Below are 18,908 nucleotides of genomic sequence, written 5' to 3' on the forward strand. Positions count from 1 at the left end.
TTTATTTTTCAGCCATTTTTATACTTATCAACTCAGTGTGCTTGCTTATACCAATTCTCATTGTTGTCCAGTCAAATAGGAAACATTGCAGAGTTGTTTAATTGTGGAGCTGGCAAGAGAAGTAATAAATTTGCACAAAGCACCCTCAAGTAGAGCAATTGTATCGTATATTTTATTGCGCAAAATGTTCTGTTTTATATATAACCAAAGCCTCTCAACAGGATTTAGCTCAGGTGAGTATGGAGGTAGGTATATAATGTCGATATTTTTAGGTACCTTTAAATTTTTTGACCTATGCCAACTAGCACAGTCCATAACGAGAAAAGCCTCTCGTGTTTCTAGATATTGCGAAATTTGCTCAAGAAATATGTTCATGCAATCAGTGTTGACATTTGGTGCAAATAAGCTAGAACTCTCTCCATTTCTAGGATTAACTGCACTATAGAGATAGAAATTTTGCCTACCTAATTTTGTTTTAACCTGTGTTCTAATCCCCTTTTTAAACCACCCATGTCCAACTTTTGAATGTGTGCCAAACCGTGATTCATCAAAGAAAAATAGCTCTTTTTCTGGATACTTGCTAATAGCTCCATTGAGATTTTTTTTTGAATTCCTCTTGTTTGCTTTTATCTTGTCCATTATGAACTGGTCTTGGTGTAATATATGAGAATTTCATCTTTTGCATATGGCGGTGTACTGTAGATTTGCTGATATTTAATCCGAACTTTTCCTGGATTCTTATTCTCATTTCTTTAATGGTGATATTAGGATTTTCTTCTATCCACTCTTCAATTTGCTGTAGTTGAGCCTGATTTAATTTAGTTTTTCTACGACGTTGTGAAGGAGCAAACAGTTTTTCTTCTCTGCCAATTTTCAAGAGTTTTACCCACGAAGTTAGTGCGCTTCTTGAAATGCAATATATTTTTGCTACAGCCGTTATACTGTACTTTTTTGCTGCAATTACAGCATTTAGTTTTTTTGAAACATATGCATTATTCCTTACTTTCTTCAGCATTTCTTTTGCTGATTCTACTACTTTTTCATCCAATAATTTTGATCTTAATGCCATTTAAACCTCGCTATTTTACTTACTTCAGTATGGCTTTTCTTCCATCATTGTCCATCTGTTTGCCCTGTAATGGGAATTGGTATTACAATTAAAATTCCTAGATCCCAGTGTCGGAGCACTGGGATGACAAAGGAGGAAGCACTGGGATGACAAGGTTATAGGTGTCATCCAAGTAGCGTGACACTTGGATCTTTTCTCAACAATTTCAAAAAAATCTATCAAAAGGAGGATTACCATGTCTACAATAATTTTATCATCAATTTTTGGTCAAGCAGGCAGCATTTTTGGTCCAATTGGCCGGATTATCGGCTCAGAACTCGGTGCTCTTCTTGGTGCACAGCTAGATGGGGCAATGTTCGGCCTTGATGCCGAGCAAAAAGTAACGCATGGTGCGAGACTAAAAAATCTGCAAGTTCAAACCTCAACCTACGGCAGAACGATTCCAATTATCTATGGCACTGCTCGTGTTGCAGGGAACATTATTTGGTCACAGCCAATAAAAGAAGAGGCGATAACCACCAAAAGCAAAATTGGAAGAGGTATGAACGTTACATATAATTACTACGCAACGCTTGCAATTGCGATCTGCAAGGGGAAAGTAGAAAAATTAAACAGAATCTGGGCAGATACAACATCACTTAGCTTTGATGAAATAGATTATACTTTTTACAGCGGCAGAGAAGACCAAAATCCTGATCCATTTATGTCATCAATTGAAGGAGAGGGGAATGTGCCGGCTTATAGGGGAATATCTTACATAGTCATCAAGAATTTTCCTTTAGCAGACTATAATAATCATGTTCCGGTATTTACGTTTGAAGTGCAAACTGCAGTAAAGTCAAATGAATTTTCAGTAGCAAAAAATATTCGGAATATCAATATCATACCAGGTTCAGGTGAGTTTGTATATGATACAAAAATACAGAAGAAAATCGCGCAAGAGAAAATAAGCAGCAACCAATATATCCCATATGGGCTGGCGCAAAGGGTAAATCACAACAACCACACTAAAAAGAGCGATGCAATGCTTTCTTTGGATCAATTAAAGGGAGATTTACCAAATGTTGAGTGGGTATCGGTAGTAGTCAATTGGTTTGTGAATGATCTGAACATTAAAGATTGTAAAATATATCCTGCAGTTGAATTTCAAGATGATTCCGCAATATTACCTGATGATTGGCAAGTAGGGGGTGTAACCAGAGATAATGCTCAGCTAATTTCAAAAGATGCGAGTGGAAACCCAAGGTATGGTGGCACAGTTAGTGATGCAGCGTTGATAAGATATATAGAAGAGCTACACAGCAGAGGCTACAAGGTGATGCTCTATCCAATGCCCTTACTTGATACAAAGAACAAAGAGTGGCGAGGAAGGTTGAGCGGGACTCCTGAAGATATAAGTGATTTTTTTAAGAATCAGTACAACAAATTTATAGAGCATTATGCAAGCATTGCCAAACAAACTAAAGTGGAAGGGTTTATCATTGGTTCTGAATTTGCGCAACTTACCAAAATCAGGGATGAACAAGGGAATTACCCTGCCGTTATAGAGCTGGTCAAGCTTGCAAAGCAGATAAAACTTAATCTTGGAAAAGAAGTAACAGTTACCTACGCTGCAGATTGGAGCGAATACCATTCATATGATGGTTGGTATAATATGGATGAACTGTGGTCTTCAGAGTATATCGACGTTGTTGGCATAGATGCTTATTTTCCACTGACTGATGGTCCAGAGCCTCCTTTTGGTTATTCCGCGGAAGATGTAATGGGTGGTTGGAGCAGTGGAGTGGGGTATGATTATTTCTATGATTACTCAAAGGGTGAGCCTGAAAGAGTAAAGTATAACGACAGCAGGTATGCGTGGAAAAACATAGCAAAATGGTGGAGTGAAACTCACATAAATCCAGGTGGTAGTAAAACGAAATGGCAACCAAAAATGAAAAAAATATGGTTTACTGAGTATGGATTTCCCAGTATGAACGGCTGCACTAATGAGCCAAATGTGTTTGTTGACAAAGGCAGCATAGAGAGCAAATATCCACGATATTCAAACGGAGAGGTGAGCTTTCTTTCGCAAAAAATTGCAATTGAAGGAACGCTAAAAAAGTGGCAAAGTTCAGAAATGGTAGAAAAAATGTTTCTCTGGGCATGGGATGCAAGGCCATTTCCTTACTTTCCCAATTTATGTGATGTGTGGGCTGACTGCCATAATTGGCAGACAGGACATTGGATTCAGGGAAAGCTTTCACAGCTTAATATTTCCGATGTTTTATCGGATCTGTTACAAAAAACAGGTTTAAAAAGCGATCAGTTCGATACAAGCAACGTCAAAGGGTTATTGTCTGGGTATGTGATAAACGACCAGCAATCGGTACGTTCAATTATTAAAATGCTGCAAAGTTGCTATTTTTTTGATGTGGTTGAACAGGACTCTAAACTGAAATTTGTCCAAAAGGGCAGGGGAGTTACGACTGGAATACCAATTGGTGAAATGGTTTTCAGTAACAATTCAAAACTTGCTAATATCAGTCAATTAGATTTAAACAATAAAGTTAACGTCGTTTATTTTAATCGCAATTTTGGCTATCCAATTGATGTTAAATATGCTGAGTTGCCAAAGCAAGGCGCTGCTATAACAGTTGAAATACCGCTCATTATGGAGGAGGGAGAGGCGCAAAATATAGCTGAGGTTTTACTTTATTCTTCGTGGCAAGAGAGAAATATATACAATTTCAAGCTGCCGATAAAATATGCGTGGCTTGTGCCAAGTGATGTAATAACGATTTTAGACGGTGAGAAAAAGCATACGGTGAGAATTATAAAAACAAAATTCGAAAGCATGTCCATTCAAGTAATTGGCGTTGGTTATGATCACTCTATATATAAGCTTTCTTTTCCTTCAACAAGGTCACTTATGCTGAAGGAATACCCTCCCTCTCACATTAGCAAAACCATCGTAGAAATGATAGATTTACCGGATATTAAAGGTAATAGTGCAAGCTTTACTTTAATTAGTGAGGAAAAGAATTGGAAGGGAGCAACACTCTTTATTTCGTACAACGATAAGGATTATAAGCCTATTGCAAGCACAAACAAGCAGTCTACTTACGGATATGTAATGGAATCTACCGACGAGGGGCTTATAGTAGTGTTACGTTTTGGAAACATAACTTCAATTGCGGACTCAAATTTAGCACTAGTTGGAAAAGAGATAGTGAAATTCCAGAATGCTGAACTTATAGATAAAAATAAATATAAGCTTAGTAACCTAATCAGAGGACAAGAAGGTACTAAAGAGTATCAGCACACTGCAGGTGAAAAATTTGTTCTACTTGATGATTCAATAATATCTTTCGAAGTGCAAAGGGGAAAAAAGTTTTACCTAAAAGCAGTGACTTACGGTGACTCGCTGGAAAATACGGAAGTGAAAGTGATAAATTCATTTAGTAATTGAAATTTAATAAAGTAAGTGCTAGAATTAATATACAGGTATTAATGGTAGAGATATAACATGTCAAAGGAAATGGTCAATGCGTTGAAAGCTGAAGTGAAGAAGCTCAAATATGCTGATTTCAAAGCTAACACTGGGGACGAAGTAATTTCTGGTGAGGGAACATATAAGGATCTTAATAGAACACACGGCCTTGCTATTAACGGACAAAAAATAACTAACGAATTTATTAACGATCTGTATTCAAACCATAAAAATCTAATTCTACGGGATGAAAACGGAAAAGGGAATTATCGTCCATTTCTCAGACAAATTTTTACAGAAATGTTTAAACACGTTGGTGCAACAATTCCCAATAACTCTATTATTGAGGAGTTAATAAATAACTATTATCAGGGCGGATATACTCATTTTCTTCCTAATGATATGAGTCACGCTCTTGGATCTTTTCATTTGTTAACGCAAAGCAACTGTATGACAAGAGAGTATATTATGGATTGTCGTGAACCCAATTGTATAAAGCTTAGTTTTAGCATGAAATATACAAAAATGCTTAACTATGATGATTATACATATATCGAAACACCAGGTTTTTGCAGTTCAGCGGAGTTTAAACTAAAATGTGAAGGTGAAAATGTGGTATATGAAGATGGTAAAGTACTTCTTACCATTCCTAAAGAGTTAGAGAACTATAAAGCTGGTGATGACGGTTTGTTTGATAAGCTTACTTATATTATAAATAAGCTTATTGAGTATTTCAAAAAACTTTGTGAGAAATTGGGCTTTGAGTTTGATACAAGAATAGAGTACGATCCTGAGCATAATATAAAAATAGAGCATAATCTTGGTGAACCACTAAAGGTAGTAAGTGAGGCAAATGCATCTTCTGTTGAAGACTTAAAGCTTAAAGTGAATAATTCAAGATAAGATATTGAAATTCGTGCTTTTTATGATTTTAGCTTAAGATTTCAGTGTCCGCTACTCGCATGACATCGTTTACTATGTAACATTGTACTTATACTAATGAAAAAAATACATTATAATTAAGCATATTTACCAATAAATCATTAAGTGAAAACAGCTCTTTCGCAAAATATCATCTCTCTTATTATGATATTGTCTGTAGCAATTGTCGATATGGCAACTGACCTATACTCAGTTGCACTACCAAGCATTGCCAATTATTTTAAAGTAGAAGGCAGTGTAGTGCAGCTTACAATTAGCTTGAATCTAGTTGGATTTGCGGTGTCTGGATTAATTTATGGTCCATTGTCGGACCATTATGGTAGGCGTCCAATGATGCTGATTGGTATGACAATTTTTACTTTGGCAAGTGTCATGTGTTATATAGCCGACAGTATTGCGCTCTTGATACTAATTCGCTTCATACAAGGAACAGGGGCTGGTGTTGCAGGTGTTGTTGGGTATGCAGCAATAAGGGATATGTACTCGGGTAGTGAATACTCGAGAGTCATTTCAAAATTAAATATGGTTGTGGCACTCTCACCTGGAATAGCTCCAGTGGTGGGCAGTTATATAATTTCACATGGGTATAGTTGGAAATTTTTGTTTTTTATTATATCACTTGCAGCAATTGCTATACTTATTTTTATCTACTTTAAGTTACAAGAAACACTCACTGTAAATAAAAATGAAACCAGTATAACTAACATAACTACTAATATCTGCAAGCAATATATATCAATATTTAGAAATTATCGTTTCCTTGGGTTTTCAGCCATTCATGGATTAACTTTCATGTGGCTTTGGGCATACATTGCTAACTACCCGTTCATATTTGAATCGATGGGCATTGAAGTACAGTATTTTGGCTACCTCATATCGATCATAGTCATATTTTACATAATTGGAACTTTAATTAATAGAAGGTATGTACCAAAAGTAGGGGTTAGCAAAATGCTAATAATAGGTTTGGTGTTACCGATAATATCCGATAGTTTATTGGTATATTTGTATTTCGCGGACAAGTTAAATATATTAATTCTTCAAACTGTTTGGATTCCAGCCAATATCGGACTTGCATTAATAATAAGCAATAACGTAACTTCTGCTTTAGAAACGATCAAAGGTATAGGGCTTGGTAGTGCAGTTCTCTCATTCTGCAATATGATGTTTGGGGCTATTGGAATATATATAGTAGGAAAATTTTTTCGCTATGGTATTTTACCAAATTTACTATTAACAATAGCATGCTCTACAATTGCAATTCTTATGTACAGCCAGCTCAAATGTACTGAAAAACACAGGGAATAACCATTATTTGCGTGATCCAGAGCTCATGGGTTATTAATGACTTTATCATGATAATATAATTTTACAGGGGGTGAGAGCTCATAGATTATTAACGACTTTATCATAACAATATAGTTTTACAGGAGGTATGGGATGAGCAATTCAAACAGAGATATAAATGCTGAATTACGTAAGGCTGCTCTAGAAGGTAATATTGAGAAAGTAAAAAGTCTAATAAGTGAAGGAGCAGATGTTAATGCAGTAGATGTACATAACAACACTCTTTTACATTATGCTGCTGGAAATGGCTATGCAGAGATAGTAAAAGATCTATTGGATAATGGGGCAAATGTTAATGCAGTAGGATTTGCAAATATGACTCCTCTACATCGAGCTGCTGAAGAGGGCCGTAAAGAGGTAGTAGAAGTTTTACTAAATAATAGGGCAAATGTTAATGCAATAGATGAACATAACAGCACTCCTTTACATAGGGCTGCTGAAGAGGGCCATCAAGAAGTAGTAGAAGCCCTACTGAAAGTAAATGGGATCGATGTTAATGCACAAGATAAATATGAAGGTACTCCTTTACATTTTGCTGCTGCACATGGCCATAAAGAGGTAGTAGAAGCCCTATTGGACAAAGGGGCAAGTGTTAATATAACAGATCAAAATGGAAAGACTCCTTTACATCGGGCTGCTGAAAATGGCCATGCAGAGATAGTAAAAGATCTATTGGAAAAAGGGGCAAATGTTAATGCAACAGATCAAAATGGAAATATTCCTTTAGGTTTAGCCGCTGATGAAGAAATAAAAACTCTATTGCAATCCGCAGAAGAATCTGATGATGCTAGTCCAGTATTGCAAAATGATGAAGAAGAAAGCCAAGTTCCACAAAATGCTGCTTTACTTGAGGCTGCTAAAAGTGGTGATATTAATGAAGTAAAGCGTCTAATAAAGGAAGGAGCAGATGTTAATGCATTAGAGGTTGTCCGGAAACAAGTAAAAGGCTATAATATCTGAAATTTTAGTACGGGGTAAAGATGAGAAAAAAGTATCCAACAGATCTAAGCGAAAGGGAATGGGCAAGAATAGAAAAACACTTCAGAGTATCATACAAGAAAGGAGGAAGGCCGCCAAAGTATAGCAAAAGAGAAATATTAGAAGCAATTTTCTATGTATTGCGTACAGGGTGTCAATGGCGGTATTTACCAAATGATTTTCCGCTATGGAAGACTGTGTATGAGCAGTTCAGGCAATGGAAGAAGCAGGGAATTTTTGAGAAAATGAATTATGAAATTACAAAATATAGTAGAAGAAAAATAGGAAGGAATGAGCAGCCGAGTGCCTGTATAGTAGATAGTCAATCTGTAAAGACTACAGAAAAGGGGGGATCAAAGGCTATGATGGAAGTAAAAAAAGTAAAGGGTAGAAAAAGGCATATAATTACAGACACTCAGGGTTTTATACTAGGTTGTTACGTAGGCGCTGCTAACGAAAATGATAGAGATGGTATTAAAATAGCATTAAACAATATGAGAACAAAATATACTAAAGTTAAAAAAATGTGGGCTGACATGGGATACCAAGGAAGAAATTCAAAGAATCACATAAAGGAAGAATATGACATAGATATTGAAATTGTTACAAGGCCTCCATGTAGATTTTGGGTGCACAAAGATACGCCACCTGAGCTACTACCAACAAGAGAACAAGGGTTTAAAGTACAGCCAAGAAGATGGGTTGTAGAAAGGACTTTTGCTTGGGTTAATAGGAATAGAAGGCTATCGAAGGAGTATGATTTACTCACAACATCCACTGAGAATTTCATATACCTAGCTATGAGTAGGGTTATGTTAAAGAGGGAATATGCTTGAATTTACTAGTTTCCGGACAACCTCTTAGATACAAATCTAAATAATTCTTTATATTGGGCTGTTAAAAATAATCACTCTACTACAGCAGAAGTTCTATTAGATAATGGAGCAGATTTGCATACTTTCGACCCTAGTCGAGAACGCGACGTGTTGAGTAGATACCAAGAAATAGAAACTGAACATAGCAAGAATTCTTTACATCTGGCTGCTAAGCTTGGCAACTTGGAAGCAGTACAAGATCTATTAGGGAAAGGGGCAAATGTTAATGCACAAAATGACACAGGAAAGACTCCTTTACATTGGGCTGCTAGAGAAGGTCATAAGCAAGTGGTGCAAGCCCTATTGGACAAAGGAGCAAATGTTAATGCAGAAGATCAAGATGGAGAGACTTCTTTAGATTTAGCCACTAATCAAGACATAGAAACTCTATTACGAAACACAGCTAAATTACTTAAGGTTGCTAAAAGCGGTGATATTCAGGAAGTAAACAGTCTAATAAATAAAGGAGCAAATGTTAATGCAACAGATCAAGATGGAAAGACTCCTTTACATTGGGCTGCTGTAAAGGGCCATGAAGAGGTAGTAGAAGCCCTATTGGGAAAACATGGAATCGATGTTAATTTAGCAGATAAGAATAAAGATACTCCTTTACATTCTGTTCTTAAAAAGGACAACATAGATATAAATGTATTGAACGCTCTACTGAGAGCAGAAGGAATCAATGTTAATACACAAGATGGAGATAACAGGACTCCTTTGCATTTGGCTGCTAAAAAGGACAACATAGATATAAATGTATTGAACGCTCTACTGGGAGCAGAAGGAATCGATGTTAATGCACAAGATAAAGATAACAGGACTCCTTTACATTGGGCTACCGGTAGGGATAATGTGGAAGTGGTTAATGTTCTAATAATAAAAGGAGCAGATGTTAATGCACAAGATAAAGATAACAGGACTCCCTTACATTTTGCTGCTCAAAATAACAACAAAGAAATAGTAGACGCCCTAATAAAAGCAGGAGCAGATGTTAATATAAAAGATGAAGATGGAAAGACTCCCTTAGATTTAACTACTAACGAAGAAATAAAAACTCTATTGCAACCCGCAGAAGAATCTGATGATGGTTCAGTGGGTGAGCCAGCGACAGATAGTGAAGGGGGTCAAGAGGAAGAGGAAGAGGAGGAAGATTCAAATCAATCACAGAGAGAGCAAGACATCAATGGAGAAAAAGGAGCTGATGTACAAGACAACGATGTAGGTCCTGTTGCTTCCACAGAACCTGCACAAACAGAAGAACAGCCGAGCTCTTTTTTTGGTAGTTTGTTTAGTATACTTATGAAGCCTTTTTCATTAATAGGATCATTTTTTAGTGATTTTTTTTCATGGTTATTTGGGTCTAACACTGATGAATCTACATCGCAAACCGATGCTAGTGTTTCTTTACTTAGATCCGATTCATTAGACGAAGAAGATAGTAGTGGTGGTCATTATAGTGCAATGAACACAGATGTGTAGAGTAATGCAAGAAGTCTACTCAATGTAAACCAGTTTCTCACACACACATTTTACTACGTGATCAGCACTGATATTAAAATGCTCATAAAGTGTTTTATAAGGTGCTGATTCTCCGAAGCTTTTCATGCCAATAAATATACCGTTTGAACCTATGCATTTATGCCAACCCATTTCACTTCCGGCTTCAATTGCAACTTTAATGCTGTCATTATTTAATATTGCCGCTTTATATTCATCGCTTTGCTCGTCAAAAAGCCTCCAGCATGGCATAGAAACAATCCTTGTACCTATACCCTTTTCCTGCAATTTCTCCCTTGCTTCAACTGCAATTTCAACCTCGGACCCCGTAGCAAATATCGTCACTTTTAATTCTTTTGAACATTCACACAAAATATATGCACCAAACTTCGATAAATTAGCAGATTGATCGATATCAGAGTAGAACTTGCGCATGTAACTTACGTTTTGCCTTGAGAGCGCAAACAGTGCTGGAGATTCTTTCTTTTCGAGTGCAATGCTAACACACTCCAGAGTTTCAACTGCATCGGCTGGCCTAAAAACATATAGATTTGGTATAGCACGCAAAGAGGCTAAATGCTCTATTGGCTGATGAGTTGGGCCATCTTCTCCCACTCCAATTGAGTCGTGAGTCATGACATACATAACCTGCTGCTTCATCAGAGCTGAAAGACGTATAGCAGGACGACAATAGTCGGAAAATACCAAAAAAGTGCCGCCATAAGGAAGAATCGCGCCGTGAAGTGCCATACCATTCATACATGCTGCCATAGCGTGCTCTCTCACTCCATAGTGGACATAAGAGCCACTATAATTATTGCTATTTATTACCTGCATGTGCTTATATTTAGTGCAATTTGACCCAGTAAGATCAGCAGAACCGCCGATTAATTCCGGCATAGACTCAGTTAAAAGTTCCATTACTCTGCCGAAAGAAGATCGAGTAGCTTCGTTTGGCATTAGCTCACATATTTGTTTCTTCAGGTCAGCTAAAACACCAGCGATATTATCTGGTAGATGTTTATCTAACCGTCTTTGAAGTTCTGCATGATACCCTGTCATCCCAGCATTCTCTTCTGTCATCCCAGTACTCTCTCTTGTCATCCCAGTGCTTGACACTGGGATCCATTCTTTTTCTTCTTTCCTGGATTCCAGCGTTACGCGCTGGAATGACATCGTGTAGTTTTGTTTTGCTCTCTCAACAGTTTTCTTCCAGGCATTTTTCACATCTTCTGGTACATGGAATGGTTCATAATTCCAGTTTAATTTCTCTCTCATCTGTTTTATGTCTTCCTCCGAAAAAGCACCACTGTGAGCAGAGGATGTGCCAGCACGGCTTGAAAATTTTCCGATAATGGTTTTGCAGCAGATCATTGTAGGTTTACCAGACTTTTTTGCTTGCTCTATTGCAAAGGATATGGCATCAAAATCGTGGCCATCAATTTTGTCAACATTCCATCCATACGCTAAGAAGCGTTTCTCTACATCATCAGAGCAGGAAAGGCAAGTAGCGCCATCTATAGAGATATCATTATCATCAAAAAGAGCTATGAGCTTATTCAATTTAAGATGCCCAGCAAGTGATGCTGCTTCATGGCTTATTCCTTCCATAAGACAGCCATCCCCTAGCATCACGTAAGTGTGGTGATTGATTCTGAATTGCTTTTTAAGGATTGATTCAGCAAGTGCCATGCCAACAGCAGCGGCAAACCCCTGACCGAGCGGGCCTGTTGTTGCCTCTACCCCGGAAGTCAAGCCGAACTCTGGATGACCTGGGGTCTTGGATCCCATTTGCCTGAAGTTTTTTAGCTCATCTATGCTAATATAACCTGTCAAATATAATATTGAGTATAGTAACATTGACCCATGACCGTTTGATAAAACAAAGCGATCTCTATTGAACCATTTAGAATCATCAGGATTATGATTCAGATATTTAGCAAACAAAACAGTTGCAACATCTGCCATGCCAAGTGGCATACCTGGGTGTCCAGAGTTTGCTTTTTGTACTGCATCAATTGATAAAAAACGGATGGCGTTTGCCATAGATTTTAAATGTGAATGATTCATGTGTTAATAGAAAAACTTAAAAATGAAGTATAAAAGATTATATCAGCAAAAACAAGTTGACACTGAGTGCTAAAATCCTTAATAATCTAAAGTTAAATCGTGAGAGTTTTTATATGACAACTGTTATCACTAGAAAGTATAGGATTAGCCGTAGACTTGGTGTAAATTTATGGGGTAGAGCTAAAGACCCAGTAAACAAAAGGAAATACCCTCCAGGTCAACATGGTATTCTTGGATTCAAGAAGTTATCCGACTTTGGTAAGCAGTTTGCTGCGCATAAGAAATTTAAGTTTTACTATGCGATTTCAAGTAAGCAGCTTAGACGTACATTTTTAGATGCTTATAACAGAAAGGGTTATACGGCTGATAATTTTATCGGTATCTTAGAATCGAGATTAAGTTCTGTTTTATACCACTCTGGTCTTGTTCCAACAATTTACTCAGCAAAGCAGCTCATATCTCATAAGCACGTTACAGTTAATGATAAGGTGGTTAACATATCGAGTTATCGAGTGAAGCCAGGTGATATAATAAAAATAAGAGAAAGGGCAGCAAAAATCCCTGTAGTAGTAGAGGCTGAACAAAAACAAGAGCGCAAGGCTCCGGATTATTTAGAAGCAGATAGTAAAGAGCATTCAGTGAAGTATTTGAGGTCACCTCAATATTCTGAGGTTCCTTATTCAGCAGACATGGAAGTCAATTTAGTAGTAGAGTTTTACTCTAGATAGATAAAAAAAGCCTGTGTGGCGGAATCGGTAGACGCAGCGGACTTAAAATCCGTGGGTTTTGCGACCTTGGGAGTTCAAGTCTCCCCATGGGCACCAATTTAACTTAGCAGATAAATACAAAAAAGTATGAAATGGTTTGATATAGAAGATATTGTAGAAGCTCTGGAGGAAAAATTTCCAGATGAGAATATAATTAGTATCAGATTCACTGAGCTTAAAAAAAAGGTCTTGAGTTTAGAGGAATTTGATGATGATGAAAAACGCTGTAACGAAAAAATACTCGAAGCTATTCAAGCAGCTTGGATTGAGGAAAGATTAACCGCATAGCAATAAACCATACGCAAACGTGATTTCTATTACAATTTGCATATTGATTATGCTATTTTTTGGATCTAGCCTGGCAAATTAATAATAATTTAACCAATTACAATTAAAACAGCTATAAGGTTAATTATGAGGCAAAACAAAAATTTTTGAATGGAACGACTTACTTGACAAGTGCTACGTTGAGATAAATTTTACATAAAAATACTGCTTTTATGGTGTGAGGCTAGAGGTTTGTAAAGCAGTTAGAAGGTTGTCATCCCAGTTTCAGCTACACAACTGTACGAACATTTATTTTTGTTAAACACAGCAAATGGTGTCATTCCAGTCTGGCATCCAGCTTTTGATCGAAAATGTTGTATAGTGCACAATCAATTTTTCTGGATCCAAGTAGTCTGAGCACACAACTGTACGAACGTTGTAGTTTAGGAGCAATTCCCACCAGTGGGCCAGTGCCCAGACACTGGTTCTATGCAACTTAATTAAAAACGTTTATTTTAGCGTAAGACAACTACCTTTAGCTCATCAGCTCAGTTATAAGCAAAATTTCTGGATTCCAGACTGGAATGACACCATTTGCTGTGCAATTTACCTTCAAAAATGAATGTTCGTACAGCTATGTGTCTGGGCACTGGGATGACATCCTCCCTGGTGGACTCAAATTACAATGTTTGTGCAGTACGCACTGGAATGACAGGGCTTTAAGAAATCCAATGTAGTGGTAAACCTTACTTATTTAGTTATACTAGAAACAAAACAGAAAAATGCTCAAACACAGCGGTCCAAAAAAATTAAAGTCTATAATTGAAAACTATGCATTAAAATGCATGAAAAATAAGATTAGTAAAAATGAAATACGTCTGATTTTAAACTGGCGAAATATAGTAGGGAAAGAAATAGCAGAGTGTACAAAACCGAAAAAGATCTCATATGCACAGAATATAAATTCGGGTGTGTTGCATCTGGTAGTAACAAATGGCAGCAAAGCATTGGAAATTCAGCATATGATTTCTCTTATAATAGAAAAAATTACGATATTTTTTGGCTATAAAGCAGTATATGGTATAAAAATTAAGCAAGAGAGTATTGACTATTTGATTATATAAGGTAATCTAAGTACATAGAATAATTTGGTATATTGAAGTGAGTAGAGTTTGTGAATTAACAAATAGAAAAAAATCTTTTGGTAATAAGGTATCACATTCGAATCGTAAAACAAAGCGTACCTTTCTTTTAAATTTACATAAGGTTACGTTGACAAGTGATATATTAAATAAAAAGTTTAGATTTCGTGTGGCAACAAGAACTTTGAGAACTATAGATTACAAAGGTGATTTAGATGCTTTTTTGCTCAACACAAGAACGATTAAACTAAGTGAGAAAGCGCAGAAGATAAAAAGAAGGTTGAAAAAAGTTTTAGTAAAGCAAGAGGTAGAGTTAGCCTTTTCAGATGCATAACAAACCTCAATGGCTCAGAGCAAAAGCTCCGACCGGTGAAGTATTCAATGAGACCTTAAACATCGTTAAACTGCATAACTTGCATACAGTGTGCGAAGAGGCTGCATGTCCAAACATTGGTGAATGTTGGAATAAACGTCATGCTACTGTAATGATTCTCGGTTCTGTTTGCACTCGTGCTTGTGCATTTTGCAACGTTGCAACTGGCATTCCTGATAAACTAGATCCTCATGAACCAGAAAATTTAGCAAAAGCAATAAAAAAGTTAAACTTAGAGCATGTTGTTATTACTTCCGTTGATCGTGATGATTTGCCAGATGGTGGCGCAAATCAGTTTATACAGTGCATAGAAGAAATTAGAAAGATAACTTCAGAAACAACAATAGAGATTTTAACTCCTGATTTTTTAAATAAGAAAGGAGCATTTGAAGCAATCGCTGTTGCATCACCTGATGTCTATAACCACAATATTGAAACAGTGCCGAGATTGTATGCAAAAATAAGACCACGAGCTCGCTATTTTCATTCACTATATTTACTGAAGATGGTAAAGCAGATTAATCCCAAAGTTTTCACAAAGTCAGGGCTTATGGTCGGTCTTGGAGAAACAAAAGAGGAAATACTGCAGGTTATGGACGATTTGCGCAGTGCTGAGGTTGATTTTATTACAATTGGTCAATATCTACAACCAACTCCAAAACATGCAAAACTTGATAGGTATGTTACCCCAGAGGAATTTGAGCATTATAAATATATCGCTTACTCCAAAGGGTTCCTAGTGGTTGCATCAAGCCCACTAACTCGGTCATCATACCACGCTGAAGAAGATTTTAACAGGCTCAAGGCCTGTCGTTGACATTTGTGTTAATTCAAATTAATTTTTGCTAATTATAAAGGAGTTTTTACGTAATGTCTACTATAAAAATCGAGAAGAAATCACAATTAGTTAAAGAGGTATTCGATTCCGTGGCAAGTCGCTACGACACCATGAATGATATAATGAGCCTCGGAATGCACAGATTATGGAAAGATAAGATGGTAAATAGTGTGCATTTTACAAAAAACTCTCAGGTTTTAGATGTTGCTGGAGGAACTGGAGATATAGCAATAAGAGTAGTAAGAAAAGAGCCAAGTGCTAAGGTTACAGTATGCGATATAAATCAAAACATGCTAAACAGAGGACGTGATAAAGCTATAAATTCAAACCAAATTAATTTTGATTGGGTATGTGCAAGTGCAGAAAGTTTACCATTTGAAGACTCCGAATTTGATTATTGCACAATAGCTTTTGGTATTCGAAATGTTTCTGACCGCAAGAAGGCTTTAAATGAGGCGCACAGGGTATTAAAACCACATGGGAAATTTATCTGCTTAGAATTTGCCCCTATGCACTATCAAAATGAGATATTTACCAAACTTTATGACTTATATTCATTTAAAGTAATTCCTAAAATTGGCAGCATAGTTGCTAAAGACAAGAGTTCTTATGAATATTTAGTGAAGAGCATTAGAGAGTTTCCAACTCAGGCTGATTTTAAAATGGAAATTGAAGAGGTAGGTTTTAAGAATGTTGAGTTTCATAATATGAGCTATGGAATAGTGGCATTACACATTGGAACAAAATGAATATTAAACTCTGGTATAGAACGCTGGATTATTATTTCATCCTTCCAGTGTTTTTTTTGCTCACTATAAGCTTCATTCTTGTTTATTCAGCAAGCCCTGTAATTGCGCAGCGTCTTTCTTTACCACAAGATTATTTTATACGGCGCCATACAATTTATATAGTCCTGTCACTAATTACCTTGGTGACATTTTCTTTTCTCAACACAAGAACTATACTTAACCTCTCATTCGCAGGTTTCGCTTTATTTACTATTCTAGTAGCAACTGCGATAATACTTGGTATAGAGGTAAAAGGTGCGAAACGATGGTTACATATTGTCAAAATTTCAGTTCAACCATCTGAGTTCGTAAGGCCATTTTTTTCTGTTGTTATAGCTAGTATCTTGGCCAGCGAAATGAAGTTTAAAATACACATATCAATCATAATATTTCTGTTAGTTTTTGTGTTGTTACTTTTGCAACCTGATTTCAGTATGTCTATGCTTTTAACATATTCTTTTATTGGTCAAATGTTTATTGCATGTATACCACTTTTATACTTTCTATGCATAATAGGAATGGCCACAACTGGAACTACAATAGCTTACTTATGCCTCCCACATATAAAGCAAAGGATTTACAATTTTGTCTTTTTTACGCAACGCGATAACTTTCAAGTCACAAAATCATTAGAAGCATTCAAAAGAGGTCAATTAACTGGAGTTGGACCTGGTGAAGGTAGCGTAAAAGCCTCTCTTCCTGATTGCCATACAGATTTTGTGTTTTCTGTTTTAGCAGAAGAATTTGGTTTGATTACGTGCTTAGCCACATTGATGTTATTTGGCATCATTTCCGCCCGCTTGCTTTACATTGCATATAGGGAAAATGAATTATTTAATCTGTTGGTGATTCTCGGTATCTCAATTCAATTCATCACACAATTCATAATAAACATAGGGGTAACATTGAGTGTTTTTCCAACCACCGGCATAACCCTGCCATTACTTAGCTATGGTGGTTCTTCTCTTTTATCTTCGAGCATCGCACTTGGCATAATGCTGTCTTTCAGTAGAAACCAAGCTATCGCATTAAAGTTTCGTGAGCGTGTTATGCTTGGAAGGTATATGGACTAAACTTGTACCGCTCACAACTATTATTGGTATCCCTCCAAAATGGGTATCTGTTCAGATGAGTGGCAAGAGATATTATGAAATCTGAAAGAGTTATGTGGAAATTTTTCAGAAAATATTCCACTGACATGCTGAACAACAAATACATCACTATGTCGTTTATCGCAAAAACTTATATTTTTCGTAACCATTCACACTTAATTCTGCAATTCTTTGATCTCACTCATAGAAAGACCAGTAGTTTGAGCTATAATATTAAAAGAAACACCTGCTTTAAGTAGATTCTTTGCGACTTCAATTTCCCTCTCTTTTCTACCTTCCTCTTTAGCAAGATCAAGTCTGTATTCAAGAATGGCTTCTTCTTTGCGCAGATCCATTATTCTTTCTTCATAAGCTATTAGATCTTTTTCATTCCAGTGAAACTTATCTAATTCATCATATGCTAGCTTTATTATTGGTGATTTTTCCGCAATTTTTCTGAGATCTTCGTCCGTTGTTTCATCTGCATATTTGAAAAAAAATAGCCAACGGTCTACTACACTTTCTAGTTGTTCTGCTCTACTCTTAGGAAATTTTGGCAGCTCTATGAAGATAAATTGAAAATCTTTTAAGTCATGTTCATTGGTTTTCTCATCTCTTATGGTATGGCTAGATATATAGTCAAGCTTATCAGGGAATAAGGTACAATTTGAAATCGCGATAAAGAAAATCTTCTTTAAATCAACGTATTTACCAGATTTATCAGCTTGTCTTGAGTAAGCCTTAGCAGCATAAAGTTGTGCGCGTTTTTCAAAGCCTTTATCACGAGTGAGCTGCATCTCAATTATATAACTGTTCCCACTAGAATCCCTGCAAAGAACATCAACAATGCTTTGTTTATCAGAAGCAATTTCAGGGTCCATAATGGTGCTTAAGAATTCTACTTCTTGTATAGTGTTGACTTCAGTACATCCTAAAATATCGTTCAAAAAATGAATAAGAATATTCTTATTTCTCTCAGTACCAAATATTTTTTTAAATGTTAGGTCCAATTTTGGATCGAGAAATTTAGAAAGAGCCATAGTAAAAATACTGAGAAAAGATTAATAATTATACACTATTATTAACAACTATTCAACCATATTTTAAAGTATAGCTATACCGCCGTGGCGCTAACACGTAGCGGGATGACGAGGTTATCGTCATACCACCGCAAACCGTCATACCGCCGCGGCGCTAACAAGAGATCCCGCTAACACGTAGCGGGATGACGGTTGTCGTTTAGCCATAAACATTAAGAAATTTACCAAACGAAAAAAAAGGCAAAAGAAGCCCCATGGTGGTTGGCTATTTACTATGTACTAAAATATCGGCGTTTTTTTTATTCTAAAACGCTTGATTAAGAGCGATTTAGCTGCTTTTAAATGCAACTCA

At 36.5% G+C, this 18,908-nt stretch carries 16 protein-coding genes and 1 tRNA gene; 14 read left to right on the forward strand and 3 right to left on the reverse strand.

Translation table 11 applies throughout. The features are described from left to right. Positions 1–57 precede the first annotated feature (57 nt). Positions 58–1,069 (reverse strand): IS630 family transposase gene (locus tag ABWU31_RS02750; protein WP_265029767.1). Its coding sequence is split into 2 segments (ribosomal slippage): positions 58–606 and positions 608–1,069, totalling 1,011 coding nucleotides; the frame shifts between segments, so codons are not numbered across the junction. 235 nt (positions 1,070–1,304) lie between these two features. On the opposite strand from ABWU31_RS02750, the gene ABWU31_RS02755 reads away from it, so the two are divergent. The 6 genes from ABWU31_RS02755 to ABWU31_RS02780 all read left to right on the forward strand — a co-directional run bounded on the left by ABWU31_RS02755 (position 1,305) and on the right by ABWU31_RS02780 (position 10,162). Further along, positions 1,305–4,520 carry a glycoside hydrolase TIM-barrel-like domain-containing protein gene (locus ABWU31_RS02755; RefSeq protein ID WP_077188104.1) on the forward strand — a complete coding sequence of 1,072 codons (3,216 nt, stop codon included), beginning with the start codon at positions 1,305–1,307 and terminating at the stop codon, positions 4,518–4,520. 57 nt (positions 4,521–4,577) lie between these two features. Beyond that, positions 4,578–5,444, forward strand: a complete 867-nt coding sequence (locus ABWU31_RS02760) for a hypothetical protein (RefSeq protein ID WP_353271329.1) — start codon at positions 4,578–4,580, stop codon at positions 5,442–5,444. 183 nt (positions 5,445–5,627) lie between these two features. Continuing rightward, positions 5,628–6,791: a multidrug effflux MFS transporter gene (locus ABWU31_RS02765; protein WP_353271379.1), complete on the forward strand. Its 1,164-nt coding sequence runs from the start codon at positions 5,628–5,630 to the stop codon at positions 6,789–6,791. Positions 6,792–6,923: 132 nt separating this feature from the next. Beyond that, entirely contained in the window at positions 6,924–7,790 is an 867-nt protein-coding gene (locus ABWU31_RS02770; protein WP_353271330.1) for an ankyrin repeat domain-containing protein, read from the forward strand. A gap of 20 nt (positions 7,791–7,810) precedes the next feature. Further along, complete coding sequence (locus ABWU31_RS02775) at positions 7,811–8,644, forward strand: IS5-like element ISWpi1 family transposase (protein ID WP_353271068.1); 834 nt, start codon at positions 7,811–7,813, stop codon at positions 8,642–8,644. A gap of 114 nt (positions 8,645–8,758) precedes the next feature. Continuing rightward, positions 8,759–10,162, forward strand: a complete 1,404-nt coding sequence (locus tag ABWU31_RS02780) for an ankyrin repeat domain-containing protein (protein ID WP_353271331.1) — start codon at positions 8,759–8,761, stop codon at positions 10,160–10,162. A 15-nt stretch (positions 10,163–10,177) separates the two neighbouring features. On the opposite strand, the gene tkt is transcribed toward ABWU31_RS02780, so the two are convergent. Next, entirely contained in the window at positions 10,178–12,250 is a 2,073-nt protein-coding gene (tkt, locus tag ABWU31_RS02785; RefSeq protein ID WP_353271332.1) for a transketolase, read from the reverse strand. Between the two features lie 113 nt (positions 12,251–12,363). On the opposite strand from tkt, the gene rpsD reads away from it, so the two are divergent. The 8 genes from rpsD (at position 12,364) to ABWU31_RS02825 (ending at position 17,498) form a co-directional block, all read left to right on the forward strand. Further along, positions 12,364–12,978 (forward strand): 30S ribosomal protein S4, encoded by a 615-nt coding sequence (gene rpsD / locus ABWU31_RS02790; RefSeq protein WP_010962555.1) that lies wholly within the window; start codon positions 12,364–12,366, stop codon positions 12,976–12,978. Positions 12,979–12,987: 9 nt separating this feature from the next. Next, positions 12,988–13,074 (forward strand) — tRNA-Leu (locus tag ABWU31_RS02795). Positions 13,075–13,104: 30 nt separating this feature from the next. Continuing rightward, entirely contained in the window at positions 13,105–13,305 is a 201-nt protein-coding gene (gene iscX, locus ABWU31_RS02800; RefSeq protein WP_077188100.1) for a Fe-S cluster assembly protein IscX, read from the forward strand. 761 nt (positions 13,306–14,066) lie between these two features. Further along, the gene (locus tag ABWU31_RS02805; protein WP_353271333.1) at positions 14,067–14,408 is read left to right on the forward strand and encodes a DUF721 domain-containing protein; all 342 of its coding nucleotides are present in this window, start codon (positions 14,067–14,069) and stop codon (positions 14,406–14,408) included. Positions 14,409–14,445: 37 nt separating this feature from the next. Beyond that, positions 14,446–14,760 (forward strand): 50S ribosomal protein L28, encoded by a 315-nt coding sequence (gene rpmB / locus ABWU31_RS02810; protein ID WP_353271334.1) that lies wholly within the window; start codon positions 14,446–14,448, stop codon positions 14,758–14,760. Further along, positions 14,753–15,616, forward strand: a complete 864-nt coding sequence (gene lipA, locus ABWU31_RS02815) for a lipoyl synthase (RefSeq protein ID WP_353271335.1) — start codon at positions 14,753–14,755, stop codon at positions 15,614–15,616. The genes rpmB and lipA overlap by 8 nt, the downstream gene beginning before the upstream one ends. A gap of 53 nt (positions 15,617–15,669) precedes the next feature. Beyond that, a complete protein-coding gene (gene ubiE / locus ABWU31_RS02820) occupies positions 15,670–16,386 on the forward strand; it encodes a bifunctional demethylmenaquinone methyltransferase/2-methoxy-6-polyprenyl-1,4-benzoquinol methylase UbiE (RefSeq protein WP_006279624.1) in 717 nt (238 codons plus the stop codon). Continuing rightward, positions 16,383–17,498 carry an FtsW/RodA/SpoVE family cell cycle protein gene (locus tag ABWU31_RS02825; RefSeq protein ID WP_338482340.1) on the forward strand — a complete coding sequence of 372 codons (1,116 nt, stop codon included), beginning with the start codon at positions 16,383–16,385 and terminating at the stop codon, positions 17,496–17,498. Before ubiE ends, ABWU31_RS02825 begins: the two co-directional genes overlap by 4 nt. A 194-nt stretch (positions 17,499–17,692) precedes the next feature. Here ABWU31_RS02825 and ABWU31_RS02830 read toward each other — a convergent pair whose 3' ends face one another. Continuing rightward, positions 17,693–18,556: an Rpn family recombination-promoting nuclease/putative transposase gene (locus ABWU31_RS02830; protein WP_353271336.1), complete on the reverse strand. Its 864-nt coding sequence runs from the start codon at positions 18,554–18,556 to the stop codon at positions 17,693–17,695. Between the last annotated feature and the right edge of the window lie 352 nt (positions 18,557–18,908).

It is taken from the genome of Wolbachia endosymbiont (group A) of Alloplasta piceator (assembly GCF_964028505.1).
In the GTDB taxonomy this organism is placed as follows: domain Bacteria; phylum Pseudomonadota; class Alphaproteobacteria; order Rickettsiales; family Anaplasmataceae; genus Wolbachia; species Wolbachia pipientis.

Coding starts and splice junctions, on each gene's coding strand:
- ABWU31_RS02755 (WP_077188104.1), top strand. CDS start 1,305: ATGTCTACAATAATTTTATCATCAATTTTTGGTCAAGCAGGCAGCATT.
- ABWU31_RS02760 (WP_353271329.1), top strand. CDS start 4,578: ATGTCAAAGGAAATGGTCAATGCGTTGAAAGCTGAAGTGAAGAAGCTC.
- ABWU31_RS02765 (WP_353271379.1), top strand. CDS start 5,628: ATGATATTGTCTGTAGCAATTGTCGATATGGCAACTGACCTATACTCA.
- ABWU31_RS02770 (WP_353271330.1), top strand. CDS start 6,924: ATGAGCAATTCAAACAGAGATATAAATGCTGAATTACGTAAGGCTGCT.
- ABWU31_RS02775 (WP_353271068.1), top strand. CDS start 7,811: ATGAGAAAAAAGTATCCAACAGATCTAAGCGAAAGGGAATGGGCAAGA.
- tkt (WP_353271332.1), bottom strand. CDS start 12,250: ATGAATCATTCACATTTAAAATCTATGGCAAACGCCATCCGTTTTTTA.
- rpsD (WP_010962555.1), top strand. CDS start 12,364: ATGACAACTGTTATCACTAGAAAGTATAGGATTAGCCGTAGACTTGGT.
- iscX (WP_077188100.1), top strand. CDS start 13,105: ATGAAATGGTTTGATATAGAAGATATTGTAGAAGCTCTGGAGGAAAAA.
- ABWU31_RS02805 (WP_353271333.1), top strand. CDS start 14,067: ATGCTCAAACACAGCGGTCCAAAAAAATTAAAGTCTATAATTGAAAAC.
- lipA (WP_353271335.1), top strand. CDS start 14,753: ATGCATAACAAACCTCAATGGCTCAGAGCAAAAGCTCCGACCGGTGAA.
- ubiE (WP_006279624.1), top strand. CDS start 15,670: ATGTCTACTATAAAAATCGAGAAGAAATCACAATTAGTTAAAGAGGTA.
- ABWU31_RS02825 (WP_338482340.1), top strand. CDS start 16,383: ATGAATATTAAACTCTGGTATAGAACGCTGGATTATTATTTCATCCTT.
- ABWU31_RS02830 (WP_353271336.1), bottom strand. CDS start 18,556: ATGGCTCTTTCTAAATTTCTCGATCCAAAATTGGACCTAACATTTAAA.